This is a genomic window from Fructilactobacillus sp. X3R5C2 (genome assembly GCF_059901175.1).
This window is the reverse complement of record NZ_JBWXVC010000004.1, coordinates 49,245-65,742: the sequence shown is the minus strand read 5'-3', so window position 1 is coordinate 65,742 and position 16,498 is coordinate 49,245. Positions and strand designations below refer to the sequence as shown.

Genomic DNA, 16,498 nt, shown 5'->3' with positions numbered 1-16,498 from the left:
TATAATTTAGTTAAACGATGTTACGGAAGGAAGTATTTTTATGGCACAAGATATTGGGATTGACTTAGGAACTGCTAACGTTCTTATATACGTTACGGGGAAGGGTATTGTTCTTAATGAACCATCTGTAGTTGCCGTTGATACTAAAACAAATAAGGTATTGGCGGTCGGTTCTGAAGCTTACCAAATGGTAGGTAGAACTCCTGGAAACATTAAAGCCATTAGACCTTTAAAAGACGGAGTTATTTCTGATTTTGATATTACTCAAGAAATGCTTTCGTATTTTATCAGTAAATTAAGCGTTAAGGGCGTTGTTTCTAAACCACAGACGATGATCTGTGCTCCTACAAACATCACTAACATTGAACGAAAAGCAATTATCCAAGCAGCGGAACGCGCAGCTGGTGGCGAAGTTTTCATTGAAGAAGAGCCTAAAGTAGCTGCCGTAGGTGCTGGTATGGATATCTACCAGCCTCATGGTAGCATGGTAATCGATATGGGTGGTGGAACCTCAGACATTGCGGTTCTTTCACTCGGTGATATCGTAGCCAGTAAATCACTTAAAATTGCTGGAGATGTGATGAACGTTGATATCGTTAACTTCTTGAAACAAGAACATAACCTTATTATCGGTGAACACACCGCTGAACGAATTAAAATGCAGATTGGAACGGCAGACGTTTCCACCCAAGATGTTAAAGAGATGGAGGTTAGAGGTCGTGACTCAGTTAGTGGGATGCCTAAATCGGTAACCATTACTAGTCAGGAAGTTGCGAGAGCTATTAGTGGTTCAATTAACTCCATTGTGTCAGGTGCAAAGGCAGTCTTAGAGACAATTCCACCAGAAATTTCAGCTGATATTATTGATCGAGGAGTAATGTTAACCGGTGGTGGTGCACTTCTTAAAGACATTGATACTGTAATTTCAAATGCATTAACGGTTCCGGTTTATATTTCTGAAGATCCTTTAGATAACGTTGCAAAGGGTGCTGGTGAAATGCTTGAGCACATGAGTAGCAATAAAAAGAGTCGTGGATTTTTCAGTAGAAAATAATTGAGAGAAAAAATTGAAACGAGTATTTATATCTTTAATTAAGTTTTACCAGCGCTTTATTTCACCATTGTTTCCGCCTAGTTGTCGGTACTCACCAACCTGTTCGCATTATACGCTCGAAGCGATCAATCGCTTTGGAGCATTGAAAGGGACACTGATGGGGTTTACACGAATTTTGAGGTGTAATCCACTGGTTAAGGGTGGATACGATCCAGTTCCCAAGAAGTTTTCATTGGGAAGAAATAAAAAAGCTGAGGAAGATTATCGTCGCTCGATGAAGCTAAAATAGTTGATTTTATCAACTATTTTTTATTCTAGGAGGTTTTTAAGCGTGAATCGAAAGGAAAAACGAATCGGTGTTAATATTATTGATGATCCAGAAGAAAACGCGTTGAAATTGGTGCAAATTGGCGGTCATACCGTGGGCACCATTGAAGAAAAGAACGGGAAGTCAATTTGTGTGGTTGGTGACAAAACTTTCCATGAAAACAGCGAAGAAGATGCTGTTGCTGAGGTAATAAGAGAGTATAATTTGCACCAAAGATAAGTATGATTTATGAAAAAAAGGAGTTCTAATCGTGTTTAATAGGTCGGAAAGTACAGACGAGAATCGAATCGATTGGGGAATCATTTTTTGTGTACTGATGCTTGCTTTGGTGGGCATAGGGTCGATCTTTGTAGCTGCCAGTCATGATACAAGTCAAACAAGTGTCGTAAAGGCGGTTGTTTCGCAATTAGTGTGGTACGCAATTGGTGCAATTGCCATCGTTGTGATTATGCAATTTGATTCCGAACAGTTATGGAAATTAGCACCTTATGCGTATTGGTTTGGGATCTTTCTTTTAGTTGCTGTTTTGTTCTTGTATAGTCGTTCCTATGCGGCACAAACTGGTGCTAAAAGTTGGTTTCAGTTAGGGCCACTGACATTTCAACCATCTGAAATCATGAAACCTGCATATATTTTGATGTTGGCTAAAGTCATTGCTTCTCACAATAATGAACATCCAATTCATGAAACGCGAAGTGATTGGGCGTTACTTGGTAAAATGATTCTATGGACGATTCCAATTGTGATTTTACTAAAGTTGCAAAATGATTTTGGAACTACCATTGTGTTCATTGCCATCCTGGCCGGGATGATGATTGTATCCGGTGTTACGTGGAAAATACTGGCGCCAATCTTTGGTGTTACAGGTGGTCTTGGTGCCATTGCACTAACACTTGCCATTACTAAAGAGGGTCGGATGCTACTTGGTCATTTTGGCTTTAAGTCTTATCAATTCGCTCGAATTGATACTTGGTTGCATCCTGAGTCAGATACGAGTAACCAAGGATTTCAACTATGGCAAAGTATGAAAGCAGTTGGATCAGGAGGTCTTACTGGAACGGGATTCAATGTTTCAAAAGTTTACGTTCCCGTTCGTGAGTCTGATATGATCTTTTCCGTGATGGGAGAGAACTTTGGATTCATTGGTGGGGTATTATTGATTCTTCTTTATTTCTTATTGATTTATGAAATGATCAAGGTTACTTTTGAGACTAAAAATGTTTTCTATGCCTATATTTCTAGTGGAGTTATTATGATGATTTTATTCCATGTTTTTGAAAACATTGGAATGAGCATTGGGTTGCTGCCAATGACTGGAATTCCGCTCCCATTTGTGAGCCAAGGAGGTTCTGCCTTAATTGGTAACATGATAGGGATTGGGTTGATAATGTCAATGCAATACCATAACAAGAGTTCAATGTTTAGTACAGATAAGAATTTCTCATAAAGCATGTTCATTCATGCTTTTTTATTTGAGATTATTTACCGGTTAATTTTTGTGTTATAATTAAGATTCTATTATGAACGACAGAGGTGCGAATATGACTAAAAATAAGAAGCACGTCGCGTTATTATTTGGTGGTAATTCATCAGAACACGACGTCTCAAAAAGATCCGCGCATAATATTTATGATGCGATGGACAAGGATAAGTATGAAGTCAGCTTATTCCTAATTACTAAGGATGGAATCGTCTTGAGCGATGATGCTTCACATCGTGTATTTGATGGTGAAGATGAAACGGATGTGGAAAAAGATGAGATTTTAAATCTCGACATGAATAATCCGCTAGCTCCCATTATTAATTTCGATAGCGCTAAAGATATTGACGTTTTCTTTCCCATTATTCACGGAAACTTAGGGGAAGATGGAACCATTCAGGGGCTATTACGTCTAATGAATAAGCCCTACGTTGGAAGTGGAATCTTAGCTTCTGCAATGTCTTATGATAAGGATATTACTAAGAAAATCCTAGATGAAGCAGGCATTAACAATACCAAATACGTCTTATTGACTCCAGATAATCGTAAAGATTGGAATTATGCTAAATTATCTAAAAAGCTCGGTTCATTAATGTTTATCAAACCAGCCAATCAAGGTTCTTCCATCGGTATTCATCAGGTGCATAATCAAGAGGAATTGGATAGCGGACTAGAAGATGCTTTTCGTTATGACAACAAAATTTTGATTGAGGAAGCAATTGAGGGACCAGAAGAAGTCGAAATTTCTATTTTAGGAAATGAAAATCCCAAGGCATCAAAACTAGGGGCAATTAAAGTTCCAGCAGATGACAAATTCTATACCTATGACAACAAGTTCGTGGATGCCAGTCAGGTCCAATTTACCATTCCAGTTGAATTGCCAGATGGTGTCGATGATCAAATCACGAACATGGCATTAGACGCTTATAAGGCCCTTGGATTAAAGGGAATGGCACGAATTGATTTTCTTGTTTCAAAGGATTTTAAGCCGTATTTGAGTGAAGTTAACACATTACCGGGCTTTACCAATATTTCTTTGTATCCGCAACTTTGGGAAGCTTCTGGAATTAGTTATACCGAATTAATCGATAAATTGATTGAACTAGCTTATGCTGAATTTGACCGTCAATCTAAAATTTTGCATGACTTTAAGCCGCTTCAAAAGGGCGATCAGAAAAAAGTATATAAGGATAAATAATAAAAAAAGATTATGACATAGTCATAATCTTTTTTTATTTGAAGATTGTTCTTCGTATATACTTATAAGAGGTGATAATAATGGAAAGATGTAACTGGGCAACTAAGAGTCCACGATTAATGAATTACCATGATACGGTGTGGGGTGTTCCAGATTATGACGAAAAAGCATTATTTAGAGAACTGTCACTAGAAATAATGCAGGCAGGACTTCAGTGGAATTTAATTTTGAAGAAGTTAGATGGACTGGATAGCATTTATCATAATTTTGATTTTAACTATTTGTCTACTCACGCAGAAACCATCAAAGACACTGCAATGAGTGACAAACGTGGAATTAGAAATCGATCGAAACTTGATGCCATTTTAACCAATGCCAAGATTGTTTTTGAGTTAGAGGGAAAGGGGATTCATTTTTTTGACCAATTATGGCAGCAGGTGAATTATACCCCCGTTGATCATTTAATTATTGATGATCAAATCGATATTTCGGAAATGAAACCAATGATTAAAAAATTTAATCAGGTTTTTCAAATGTATCATTTTAAAAGAGTTGGGCCCACAACACTCTATTCGTTTTTACAAGCTTCGGGGATCATTAATGATCATAACGTTAATTGTTTTAGATACGATGAAATTTTGAATCGTCAAGGGAGATGACGTGCAATTGGAAGTCATAATGCCCTCAAAAGCGCTATTGAAAAAGATTGGAGCGAGAATTAAAAAACGCCGAATTGATATTCATATGACGCAGTCGGAGCTTGCCAAAGGACTATGTACTCAGTCAACCATCAGTGCGCTTGAAAATGATGGGTGTTTTAATCAATGGGTGATTATTCCAGAAATTGTGTCCCGATTGGGATTGAACTTAGACGAAGTTTGTTCTGATGAAAAGTATTGCTATGCTAAAAAAATACTGAAGAAAGTTGAATGCATTCTACTTCATTATCATTTCAAGAAAGCTAATACGATTATTGAAACAATTAAAGTTGAGAATATTGATTCAAGAGAAATCAAAGGAAGATATTATTGTGAACGTGGTTTTGCGGAACTATTTTGTGGTTTTTCTTTAGATGAAGTAATCCTATGCTTTCATACTATGATTGACTCGTGTTCCGTCAAAACAAATTTTATTTGTACTGCATGGAGTTATTTGGGCATTGCAATCTCATATCGGAGATTGGGATGTCAAAAATTGGCTCGTAAGTATTTGGATGATGCTTTGGTGAGGATGGGGCAATTGCTACATCGAAGAGAAATGAATACAATTGATCGATATGTTGTCATTAAGTTAGGACTTGCCATTGTCACTTTCGCATTTGTAGCTAACGATAATCAACTAGTGATTTCTGAATCCAATGTTATGATATCTTACCTAAAACGCAAGTATTCCTTCTATTGTTTGAAATCATTTTATAGTTTGAAATATTTGAGTTATAAAAGAGAAAAACTGTTTGAAAAGGCAGAAAGCACCCAAAGTAAAATCAATCTTTTGAAAGGAGTAAGAGATAGCGGGCGGATTGATAAATTATTAAAAATTGCCAAAACAAAAAATCATTCGAAATAATCATCGAATGATTTTTTGTTTTACTTAGAAACTTTTTGTTTTCCTTTTTTAGGATCAACTTTTTGATTATTTAGATTTGTTCTAACAACTAATACATCACAGACCGCCATCCTAGTGACATATTCAGTTACTGAACCAATTAGTAACCGTTCAACACCATTTAACCCGGTTGCACCGATCATGATTAAATCAATATCGAGTTTGTCGGGAATTTCCTTTGAGATGATTGTTTTCGGTGCGCCATATTCGATTGAATAATCGACTTTGTTAACGCCATCATCCTTAGCCTCTCTGGCGTACTGTTCGAGTGTTTTTTTAGCGTTTTGAGTTACTTCTTCAACTACTGATGTATCAAAACTAGAGATATTTTGAAATGCTCGTGTGTCTACAACGTGGACAATGTGTAAATGAGCATCATTACGTTTGGCAACGGCAACGGCCTTTTTAAAAGCCAACTCGGATTCGTATGAACCATCAACGGGAACTAAAATATTATTGTATTCTTGTAGCATAAAAACCACCTCGATGTTTTATTTAACTTAATTCTAGTATTTTTTAATTGAAAAGTCAGATATAAAGGCTATTTATCCATGTATTGAATGATGAATAGTTCTGGAATCACAGCACACAAACACCCCGCACATAAGACTAACAGAGTAAAAACAGTGTTATCGAAAAATATTGAAATAATTCCTAAAATTGCTACCACAATTAGAATGACACCACTAATGAGTAAGATGATGCTTAATGAGGTAAACTTTTCGGGATGAAACAGTAGGAAACTTTTATGAGCATGGGTCAAAAAATAAATTCCGTTAATAATTAAAATTACGGAGAAAAATAACATTAAAACTTTTATGAGCATCGACAATTATTCCTTTCCGACATGCCTTTCAGCCTCGTTGATTTTTTCATATTGATCAGCTAGAGCTCTTTCGTATTTACCGTTCAGCTTTGGTTGATAGTACTTGGCATTCTTAATTTTGTCAGGAAGATACTGTTGTTTAACCCAATCATTGGGATAATTATGTGGGTATTTATAACCGACGTGTCCTAGTTTTTTGGCACCCTTGAAGTGGGCATCTTTTAAGTGATCAGGAATGTCTCCGTAATTGCCAGTTTTTACGTCAGATAAAGCCTTATCAATCGCTGTAATTCCTGAATTTGATTTTGGTGAAAGACAAAGATCAATGATGGCATCAGATAGCGGAATCCGTCCTTCAGGGAGACCGAGTTTATCAGCAGCTTGCACTGCCGATACTGTTCTGGAAGCAGCAGCCGGATTAGCTAACCCAATGTCTTCATACGCAATTACCATTAATCTTCTTGTTAGGGAGTTTAAATCCCCTGATTCAATTAACCTCGAGGCATAGTGTAGGGATGCGTTAACATCGGAGCCACGAATTGATTTTTGAAGTGCTGACATCACGTTGTAGTGAGCGTCGCCATTTTTATCTTGACTCAATGCTTTCTTTTGTAAACAAGCTTCAATATCAGCCAGAGTAATGTGAATGACGCCATCTTGGTCAGGCTTAGTGGACTTGGCGGATAATTCTAGGGCGTTTAAAGCACTTCTCAAATCGCCATTGGTACTGTGAACTAAAAAGCTCATGGCGTTATGGTCAAGTTTGATCTTTAGATTACCTAAGCCATTTTGCTTGTCCGCTAGTGCTCGCTTAACGGCTTTGGTTATGTCATCACTGGTTAATGGATGAACTTGAAATATTTCTGTTCTAGAACGAATGGCCGGACTGATATTGATATAAGGATTTTCTGTCGTTGCCCCGATTAAGATAATTTGCCCACTTTCTAGTAGTGGTAACAAAAAATCCTGCTTGGTCTTATCTAACCGATGGATTTCATCTAGTAATAACACTACCGTTCCACTCATTTTAGCTTCTTCAGCTACCGCCTGGAGGTCCTTTTTGGTATCAGTTGCTGCATTTAACATCCGAAAAGCATATTTAGTCGAACCCGCAATTGCACTTGCAATGCTGGTTTTTCCGGTGCCAGGTGGCCCATATAAAATCATTGATGAAAGCATTTTAGCTTTTACCATGCGATCAATAATCTTGCCCTTGCCAACCAAATCCTGTTGGCCAACAATATCTTCAATTTTAGTGGGCCTCATTCTGTAGGCGAGGGGCTTTTGCATTTTATAGCTTCTTTCTACTTAAATAACCGTGAGAACCATGATTGATGTTTTTTAGGTTGATCGTCATCATGTTTGGCGTTAACCTTACTAGGATCAAAATCAATATGGTCTTTATTAATTGCGTCAGGTGCAACTAAGACCACAGCGTATTGATTAGGCATCGTACCATAAGCGCTGTTATTTTTTAAAGTGAACTTAGTGTTATTTTGGCTAGCCAACTTCATGTACGGTTGTTGCTGTTCTTCAGCTATATTGCCGTTAATGAAGAGTTGATAAGTGGGATGTTGTTTCATTTCTTTACTTAACTGATCGATTGCATCCTGGTTTTTATCTTCAGAAACCGTAATGGCGAAGTCGACCCGTTCTCGAAAAGTTCCCAAGTATTTTCGTTGCTCATCTGGGTTAATTTGAGGGGAGTTTCCACTCATTGCTTGATCAAGTCGATTTTGAACTGATCCTTTGTCATCTGTCATAATATTTGCTCCTTATTGAGTATTTACTACATTTTAACATTAAAGAAATTGGAGATACAAAAAGGCGGTCTCAATCGAGATCGCCTTTTCTTTAACAGACACAATATTTTAACGGTTGTAGTATTCAACAACTAATGAAGTATCGATGTCTGCATTTAATTCATCTGGTTGTGGATATCTAGTCAATGAACCCTCAAGCTTATCAGCATCAAATGATACATAAGCAGGGCGGCTCACAACTGATTCGACAGCTTCTTTGATGATGCCCATGTCCTTATCCTTTTCACGAACACCGATCACTTGACCGGGCTTTACTTCGTAAGAAGGGATATCAACCCGCTTGCCATCAACGGTAATATGACCGTGGTTAACTAATTGTCTAGCTTGTCGTCTAGTGGTAGCTAAGCCTAAACGGTAAACCATATTATCTAAACGGCTTTCAAGCATAATTTCAAAGTTATCACCATGCTTACCCTCACGGATTTTACCAGAGCGGTTAAACAATGAGTAAAATTGACGTTCAGTTAAACCATACATGTAACGTAATTTTTGCTTTTCACGTAATTGAACACCATATTCTGAAAGTTTTTGACGACGACCTTGGCCGTGAACACCTGGAGCATATGGACGACGTTGTAATTCCTTACCAGTACCTGATAAAGAAACTCCAAGACGACGAGAAATTCTCCAACTTGGACCTGTATATCTTGACATAAATGAATCCTCCAATAAAATATTTGGAGTAAAATAACGATGTATGCTTAGTATTCGTGCATATCCCTCTGAACTTTCGCCTCAGCAGCCAGTGGGTTACTAATTAAACTACAAGTAGCAAGGACATGTTGACGAGCTTACCGCATACTGCTGCATTATTTTACACAAGCCCAATTATATGAAATTAGCACCTAAAAGTCAATGCAACGTTGCAATTGATGATCTTAAAACTCAGAATGCTATCATAAATTTTTCTCATTTATGATATAATTACTTTAATAACGAGGAAAAGTTTATACATAATTAATTTGTTGAAGGACGGGTATTTAATGGTTAACGTCATTATTGGAATTTTAGTTGTAGTAGCTGTAATTTATTGTGCCGTGGTCATGTATCAGCACCATTTATTAAAAATTGCTGAAACAATTGAAAAACGCGTTAAGCGCCTAAATGATTTGAATCTGCAAGATGAGATTAATAAGGTGAAAGATATCGGCCTCACCGGTGATTCATTAAGTAGCGTTAATAGTGCTCAAGCTGATTTTGATAACGTTACTAATAACTTACTTCCTTCCGTCAAAAATAACGTTGAAGCGGTAAAAAGTGACGCAAAGGGAATTAACTTTGTTAAGACACGGGAAGTTTGCTCAGATGTGGAACAACAAATTAAAACCTCAGAAGATGATGTAAGGGTAATTCGTCAGTTTTTAGCTAAAATGAATCAGCTGAATTCTGAACATAAGAAGGCCATTACTGATTTAGAAGGTCGTTATAAAGAACTTCGAAAAGAATTGCTTACTAAGAATGCTTCCTTTGGGCCCGCAATTGATGCGCTTGAAAATCAGTTGTCGACGATTGAAGGGACCTTTGATGATTTTTCTAATCTATCAAAAAATGGTGATCACGAAAAGGCTGATAAAATTCTTGGTGATTTAAATAAGTCAACTAATCAGTTAGAAGCTGATGTGCAACAAATTCCTCATTTATATGCTACTAATAATGTAGAATTTAAAAATCAAATTGATGAGATTAGCTCAACTCATTCTAAAATGAATGCAAGTGGGTATGAATTTGCTGATGATGAATTTGACGTCTCTTTAGAGGAATTAAGAACAGCCGTTTCCGATAACCTTGAAAATATTGCTCACCTTGATTTAAAATTGGCCAAGGATTCTGATAGTGAGATTGAGACCAAGATTGATCGTCTTTACGATTTAATGGAAAAGCAATTAATTGCTAAGAAAAAAGTTGATAAAGGATTTAAGATCACCGGAGAATATATCCAACACGCCAAAAAACAAAATCAGGTTTTAATCGATGAATTAGATCGACTCAGTCATAATTACTCACTAGAACATGGTGAAATTGATAAGGCCAATGCTTTAGGAAAACAAATTGATGAGATTGAAGCTACCTATAAAAAAGATCGTGAGGCAATTGACAACAAGAAAGCCATTTATACTCACATCCTTGACAACGTTACTAGTAGCGATAGTCAATTAACGGAGATTGAAAAGAAACAACGGGCCATTAATGATTCGGTTGCTGACTTTAAGGATGAAGAGCAGAAGGCCCATCAGGTCTTAGATGATCTTGATTTGGAACTTCATGGGATTCAGCGTAAGATTGATGAGCTGAATTTACCGGGTATATCACAGGATTACATTGACTACTTTGGCATTGTGGCTGACGAGATTAAGGATCTTAATCGGACGATGGATAAGGTCAAGATTAGTATGGATGATGTTCAAAAACAGTTAAGCGTGATTAAATCAGATCGGGATACTCTTGAAGAGAAGACTGATGATTTGATTGATAGCTCATCGCTTGCTGAGCAAGTGATGCAATATGCCAATCGTTATCGAAATTCTGATCCAGAGATTAATAGAGCACTGGTAAAAGCTAAGCATCTGTTTGACGATGAATATAAGTATCCTGAAAGCTTAGAAACCATTGCCACTGCGATTGATAAAGCCAATCCTGGATCCTACAAGCGAATTGAAAATACTTATTACAAAAATAAGCAAGATTCACAAAATCAAAAGTAAGCACGAACAAGCTGAATTAGAGTTGGAACAATTCAGCTTGTTTTTATTATGTTTCAATGCTGGTATAATAAATCTTGTTGTAATTTGGACGAATTAGAAAGAGAGGGTACCAAATGATTTACTTTGATAATAGTGCGACGACTAAAGTAGATAGTCAGGTTTTGGATACCTATAATCAGGTAAGTGAAAAGATCTGGGGAAATCCTTCCAGTCTTCATAACTTTGGTCAACAATCGTTTAATCTATTGAATCAATCAAGAAATCAAATTGCGAGAATTTTAGGAGTAGAACCTAACGAAATCTACTTTACTAGTGGAGGAACTGAAGGTGACAATTGGGTTATAAAGGGGACCGCCAAAGAGAAACATCAATTTGGTAAGCATATCATCACTTCTTCTGTTGAACATGCAGCGGTGAAAAATTCAATGCACGCTTTAGAAGATTTGGGATTTGACGTTACTTATTTACCCGTCGATAAAGAGGGACGAGTTTCAGCAAAAGATTTAGAATCCGCTATTAGACCGGATACTATCTTGGTGTCAATCATGGCGGTTAATAATGAGATGGGCGCTATTGAACCCATCAATGAAATTAGTGATGTCTTAAAACAATATCCCAAAATTCATTTTCATGTTGACGCCGTCCAGGCTGTTGGTAAAGGTCTACACGATTTGGTTTTCAATGATCGAGTTGATTTTGTCACATTTTCTGGGCATAAATTTCATGCTCCCAGAGGAATTGGTTTGATATATGGGAAAAACGGTCGTAAGATTGCTCCATTAATGGATGGTGGTGGCCAAGAACGAGGGCAACGGAGTGGGACTGAGAATCTGCCTGCGATAGTAGGGATGGCTAAAGCACTCAGAATCATTTCGGATCATGAATCTGAAAGCATTGCACGTGAACAAAAGATCAGAGAACGAATTTATGCTCATATTACTAAGTTCAACAAGGTTCATCCTTTCTCCGGTTTATCAGACCACTTTGCTCCACACATTCTTTGCTTTGCAATTGAAGGAGTGAAAGGTGAAACGATCGTGCATGCCTTTGAAGAACATGGGATTTACATTTCTACTACGAGCGCTTGTTCATCCAAAAAAGAGGAAACGGCAGGAACTTTAGATGCTATGGGAGTAGACCCAAGCATCGCTCGCAGTGCCGTTCGAATCTCCTTAGGAGACAAAAATACTTTAGATGAAGCTGATAAGTTTAATCAAGTATTTGATGAATTGTACGAAGAATTCAAAAAGTTAAGTTAGATAATCATTAAAGAATAGTAAAGGAGTGAGGGTGTGAAGTATAGTGAGATTATGGTTCGTTACGGCGAACTGTCCACAAAGGGAAAAAATCGCAGGGTCTTTATTGGGCAATTGGGACATAACGTTAGGCAAGTTTTAAAACAGTTTGATGGAGTCACCGTTGACGCCCAACGGGATCGGTTACATGTCAGTTTGCATGGTGAAGATGCAGCCCCAGTGATGGCAGCCCTAAAAAAGGTCTTTGGAATTGAGACTTTTTCACCAGTTGTTAAGTTGGAAAAAAATACTCCAATTGAAGATATTCAGAAAAAGGCACTCGCAATGATTTCGAATCAATTCCAGAGTGGTCAAACATTTAAGATTTCAACTAACCGTCAAAATAAAGATTATCCATTAAACACTTATCAAGTAAATGATGAGGTTGGCGGGTATGTCTTAGATCATTTAGATGGGATTAAAGCTCAAATGAAAAGACCTGACATTAACTTACAGATTGATGTCAGAATGTCTGGCATTTATTTATCAAGTGAGACGATTCAGGGAGCATTAGGACTACCAGTTGGAACTGGCGGACGTGGTACCATGATGATTTCAGGAGGCATTGATTCACCCGTTGCGGCGTACATGGCCATGAAGCGTGGGGTAAAGTTAGATATGATTCATTTCTACAGTCCTCCATACACTAGTGAACAAGCGCTAGCAAAAGCTAAGGATTTGACGGCTAAACTTTCGGCATTGGGTGGAACCGTTGATTTTATCCAGGTCCCATTTGCTAAGATTCAAGAAGAGATTAAAGAAAAAGTTCCAGAAGGTTACTTGATGACGGTTCAGCGCCGGATGATGTTGAGAATTGCCGCAGCAATTACCATTGCACGTCATTGTGATGGAGTATTTACCGGTGAGTCGTTAGGACAAGTTGCTTCACAGACTTTAGAAAGTATGCGCGCCATTAATGATGTGACTAATTTGCCAGTTCTACGTCCGTTGCTTTCTTTGGATAAAACTGAGATTATTAAGATTGCTGAACAGATCGATACCTATGATTTATCAATTCTTCCTTATGAGGACTGCTGTACGATCTTTACTCCACCAGCACCGAAAACGAAGCCGGACGTGGAGAAAGCCAGAAAGTTTGAAAGAAACATTGACGTGGATGGTTTAATGAAAGAAGCCATTGACGGTATTACGATCAGTAAGATTCACCCAAATGATGATTATTTGAACGCTAATGAAGATGTTTTTTCAGAATTACTTTAATGTGATTGACTAAAGATTATAAATTGAGTAATATTTATTATGTTAAATGCTTTGATCAAGAGGTTGGTTGTTATGACGCGCAGAGAGTGGGCACGTGCTGGAAAGTCCATGCGTTAAAATGGTCATTGTTGCTTGTGAGCAGTTATGTTGAATGAATTAAGATGTAATCGGTACTAGCCGTTATCTAGTTAAGTTGGAATTAGCAATAATTCAATTTAGGTGGTACCGCGAGCATTCGTCCTATTCTGGACGGATGCTTTTTATTTTAAATGAGGTGAAGAAATGGCAAAAGAAGTAGATATGTCAACGAAATATGATCCCAACTCAGTTGAAGCAGGGATGTATAAGAAATGGCTTGATGAGGATGTTTTCAAGCCAAATGGGGATAAAAAGGCAAAACCATATTCAATTGTTTTACCTCCGCCAAATGTGACCGGTAAGCTTCACTTGGGTCACGCCTGGAATACTACTCTTCAAGACATGTTAATTAGACAGAAACGGATGCAAGGTTATGATACAGTTTGGATTCCTGGGATGGATCATGCGGGAATTGCAACTCAAGCAAAAGTTGAAGCCATGCTTAACGAGAAGGGGATCTCGCGGTACGATTTAGGTCGTGAAAAATTTGTCGATAAGGTTTGGGAATGGAAAGACGACTTTGCTGATACGATCCATAAACAGTGGGCCAAACTTGGGTTATCACTTGATTACAGTCGTGAACGCTTTACGTTGGATGATGGTTTGTCAAAAGCCGTCAGGAAAGTATTTGTTGACTTGTATAATCAAGGGTTAATTTACCGTGGTGAATACATTATTAATTGGGATCCAAAGGCTCGGACTGCTTTATCTGATATTGAAGTTATTCACAAAGATGATAAAGGCGCTTTCTATCACGTTAAGTATCCGTTTGCTGATGATACTAAATTTAATGGAAAGAATTACATTGAAATCGCTACAACTCGTCCTGAGACTATGATGGGTGATACTGCTGTCGCAGTGAACCCAAGTGATGATCGTTATAAAGATTTAGTAGGTAAAGAGGTCGTTGTTCCACTCGTAAATCGGACGATTCCGATTATTGCCGATCAGTACGTTGATCCTGAATTTGGGACTGGAATGGTTAAGATTACCCCAGCCCACGATCCTAATGATTTTAAAGTTGGGAACAGACATGATTTAAAACGGATTAATACCATGAACGAAGACGCTACGATGAACGAAAATGCTGGGAAGTATGAAGGCATGGATCGTTTTGATGCTCGAAAGGCAATGGTCAAGGACCTTGAAGATCAAGGCTTGATGATTAAAATTGATCCCATTGTTCACTCAGTTGGTCATTCTGAAAGAACCGGAGTTCAGGTTGAAGCTCGTCTTTCGACTCAATGGTTTGTAAAAATGAAACCATTGGCCAAAAAGGCAATGGAGAATCAAAAGACCAATGATGCGGTTAGTTTCATTCCAGAACGATTTGAGCATACCTTTATGCAATGGATGGAAAACGTTCATGATTGGGTTATTTCAAGGCAACTATGGTGGGGACATCGGATTCCTGCCTGGTACAATAATGAGACTGGCAAGATTTACGTTGGCGAAAACGCTCCTAAGGATCCCGAAAACTGGACGCAAGATCCAGACGTGTTGGATACCTGGTTTTCATCAGCTTTATGGCCATTTACAACCCTTGGTTGGCCTGATACTGACTCAAGAGATTATCAACGCTATTTTCCTACCAACACGCTTGTAACTGGTTATGATCTGGTGTTCTTCTGGATCTCAAGAATGATTTTTCAAAGTTTACATTTTACCGGTAAGCGTCCATTTAAAAACGTGCTGTTACATGGTTTAATCCGTGATGAACATGGGGTTAAGATGAGTAAGTCTTTAGGTAACGGGATTGATCCAATGGATGTTATTGATCAGTACGGAGCCGATGCCTTGAGATGGTGCCTTTCAACTGGAACAACGCCTGGACAGGACATGAAGTTTAGTTATAGTAAGGTCGAATCAGCCTGGAATTTTGTCAATAAGATTTGGAATGCCAGTCGTTATGTCATCATGAATTTAGGTGACATGTCTAAACCAGAGTTACCAGCTCAATCAGAATGGAATTTATCCGATCGATGGATTCTTTCGAAATTAAACTCTGTTGTTAAGCATGTTACCGAAGAATATGACAAGTTTAACTTTGGTGAAGCCAACCGTTCACTTTATGATTTTATTTGGAATGATTTTTGTGATTGGTACATTGAAATGAGTAAGGAAATTTTGACTGGCTCAGATGAAAAAGCCAAACAAAACACGCGAAATATCCTAGCGTACGTTTTGGATCAAATCTTGCGATTACTCCAACCAGTTATGCCATTTGTTACTGAAAAGATTTGGCTTTCAATGCCGCACGTTGGTGAATCATTGGTGGTAGCTGCGTATCCAGTAACTCATGATGAATTTGATGATAAAAAAGCAGAATCAAATATGAATCATCTGATTGATGTTATTAAAGCAGTCAGAAATATCCGTTCGGAGGTTAATGCACCCCTATCTAGTCCAGTTGACATTCTAGTTAAAACTAAGAATTCCGATTTGAAAAAGGTACTAGAAGATAACAGTGACTACATTGAACGATTTGGTCACCCTGATAAGTTAGAGATTGGTTCTGACATTAATATTCCTAAATTGGCTATGACATCGATAATTACTGATGCTGAGATCAGCATCCCACTGGATGAACTGGTTGACCTCAATGATGAAAAAGAACGGCTACAAAAAGAAGTCCAAAAATTTGAATCGGAAGTCAAACGAGCACAGAAAAAACTAGCTAATAAAAAGTTTGTAGACAATGCTCCAGAGACAGTTGTCAATGAGCAAAAAGAAAAGCAAACCGACAATGAGGCTAAACTTAAAGCCGTTAAAATCCGACTTAAAGATGTAATCGATGCTTTAAATAAGTAAAATACGAGGCTCAGCTA

Annotated in this window: 16 protein-coding genes and 1 other annotated feature; of the genes, 11 read left to right on the top strand and 5 right to left on the bottom strand. The window is 37.8% G+C overall.

From position 1 onward, the window contains the following. Positions 1-40 precede the first annotated feature (40 nt). The 7 genes from AC6UD4_RS05120 (at position 41) to AC6UD4_RS05090 (ending at position 5,626) form a co-directional block, all read left to right on the top strand. Entirely contained in the window at positions 41-1,054 is a 1,014-nt protein-coding gene (locus AC6UD4_RS05120; protein WP_500694359.1) for a rod shape-determining protein, read from the top strand. A gap of 13 nt (positions 1,055-1,067) precedes the next feature. After that, positions 1,068-1,343: a membrane protein insertion efficiency factor YidD gene (yidD, locus tag AC6UD4_RS05115; RefSeq protein WP_500694360.1), complete on the top strand. Its 276-nt coding sequence runs from the start codon at positions 1,068-1,070 to the stop codon at positions 1,341-1,343. Positions 1,344-1,385: 42 nt separating this feature from the next. Then, the gene (locus tag AC6UD4_RS05110) at positions 1,386-1,601 is read left to right on the top strand and encodes a DUF2969 family protein (protein WP_500694361.1); all 216 of its coding nucleotides are present in this window, start codon (positions 1,386-1,388) and stop codon (positions 1,599-1,601) included. Positions 1,602-1,632: 31 nt separating this feature from the next. Beyond that, on the top strand, positions 1,633-2,829 hold the full coding sequence (locus AC6UD4_RS05105) for an FtsW/RodA/SpoVE family cell cycle protein (protein WP_500694362.1): 1,197 nt from the start codon (positions 1,633-1,635) through the stop codon (positions 2,827-2,829). Positions 2,830-2,923: 94 nt separating this feature from the next. Continuing rightward, positions 2,924-4,060, top strand: a complete 1,137-nt coding sequence (locus AC6UD4_RS05100) for a D-alanine--D-alanine ligase family protein (RefSeq protein WP_500694363.1) — start codon at positions 2,924-2,926, stop codon at positions 4,058-4,060. Between the two features lie 80 nt (positions 4,061-4,140). Continuing rightward, positions 4,141-4,719, top strand: coding sequence for a DNA-3-methyladenine glycosylase I (locus AC6UD4_RS05095; protein WP_500694364.1), 579 nt, complete (start codon positions 4,141-4,143; stop codon positions 4,717-4,719). Between the two features lies 1 nt (position 4,720). Then, positions 4,721-5,626 carry a helix-turn-helix domain-containing protein gene (locus AC6UD4_RS05090; RefSeq protein WP_500709636.1) on the top strand — a complete coding sequence of 302 codons (906 nt, stop codon included), beginning with the start codon at positions 4,721-4,723 and terminating at the stop codon, positions 5,624-5,626. 20 nt (positions 5,627-5,646) lie between these two features. Here AC6UD4_RS05090 and AC6UD4_RS05085 read toward each other — a convergent pair whose 3' ends face one another. The 5 genes from AC6UD4_RS05085 to rpsD all read right to left on the bottom strand — a co-directional run bounded on the left by AC6UD4_RS05085 (position 5,647) and on the right by rpsD (position 8,968). Then, the gene (locus AC6UD4_RS05085; RefSeq protein ID WP_500694366.1) at positions 5,647-6,138 is read right to left on the bottom strand and encodes a universal stress protein; all 492 of its coding nucleotides are present in this window, start codon (positions 6,136-6,138) and stop codon (positions 5,647-5,649) included. Between the two features lie 68 nt (positions 6,139-6,206). Further along, on the bottom strand, positions 6,207-6,491 hold the full coding sequence (locus AC6UD4_RS05080) for a hypothetical protein (protein ID WP_500696067.1): 285 nt from the start codon (positions 6,489-6,491) through the stop codon (positions 6,207-6,209). Between the two features lie 6 nt (positions 6,492-6,497). Then, complete coding sequence (locus AC6UD4_RS05075) at positions 6,498-7,781, bottom strand: replication-associated recombination protein A (RefSeq protein ID WP_500694367.1); 1,284 nt, start codon at positions 7,779-7,781, stop codon at positions 6,498-6,500. Positions 7,782-7,795: 14 nt separating this feature from the next. Further along, a complete protein-coding gene (locus tag AC6UD4_RS05070; RefSeq protein ID WP_500694368.1) occupies positions 7,796-8,254 on the bottom strand; it encodes a YueI family protein in 459 nt (152 codons plus the stop codon). A 108-nt stretch (positions 8,255-8,362) separates the two neighbouring features. After that, the gene (gene rpsD / locus AC6UD4_RS05065) at positions 8,363-8,968 is read right to left on the bottom strand and encodes a 30S ribosomal protein S4 (RefSeq protein ID WP_039144319.1); all 606 of its coding nucleotides are present in this window, start codon (positions 8,966-8,968) and stop codon (positions 8,363-8,365) included. A 329-nt stretch (positions 8,969-9,297) separates the two neighbouring features. Here rpsD and ezrA point away from each other — a divergent pair, with 329 nt between their 5' ends. The 4 genes from ezrA to AC6UD4_RS05045 all read left to right on the top strand — a co-directional run bounded on the left by ezrA (position 9,298) and on the right by AC6UD4_RS05045 (position 16,481). Next, on the top strand, positions 9,298-11,016 hold the full coding sequence (ezrA, locus tag AC6UD4_RS05060; protein WP_500694369.1) for a septation ring formation regulator EzrA: 1,719 nt from the start codon (positions 9,298-9,300) through the stop codon (positions 11,014-11,016). Between the two features lie 113 nt (positions 11,017-11,129). Next, positions 11,130-12,275: a cysteine desulfurase family protein gene (locus AC6UD4_RS05055; protein WP_500694370.1), complete on the top strand. Its 1,146-nt coding sequence runs from the start codon at positions 11,130-11,132 to the stop codon at positions 12,273-12,275. 33 nt (positions 12,276-12,308) lie between these two features. After that, positions 12,309-13,532 (top strand): tRNA uracil 4-sulfurtransferase ThiI, encoded by a 1,224-nt coding sequence (gene thiI, locus AC6UD4_RS05050; RefSeq protein ID WP_500694371.1) that lies wholly within the window; start codon positions 12,309-12,311, stop codon positions 13,530-13,532. 42 nt (positions 13,533-13,574) lie between these two features. Next, positions 13,575-13,778: a binding site (T-box leader), on the top strand. A 36-nt stretch (positions 13,779-13,814) separates the two neighbouring features. Then, on the top strand, positions 13,815-16,481 hold the full coding sequence (locus tag AC6UD4_RS05045) for a valine--tRNA ligase (RefSeq protein WP_500694372.1): 2,667 nt from the start codon (positions 13,815-13,817) through the stop codon (positions 16,479-16,481). Positions 16,482-16,498 lie beyond the last annotated feature (17 nt).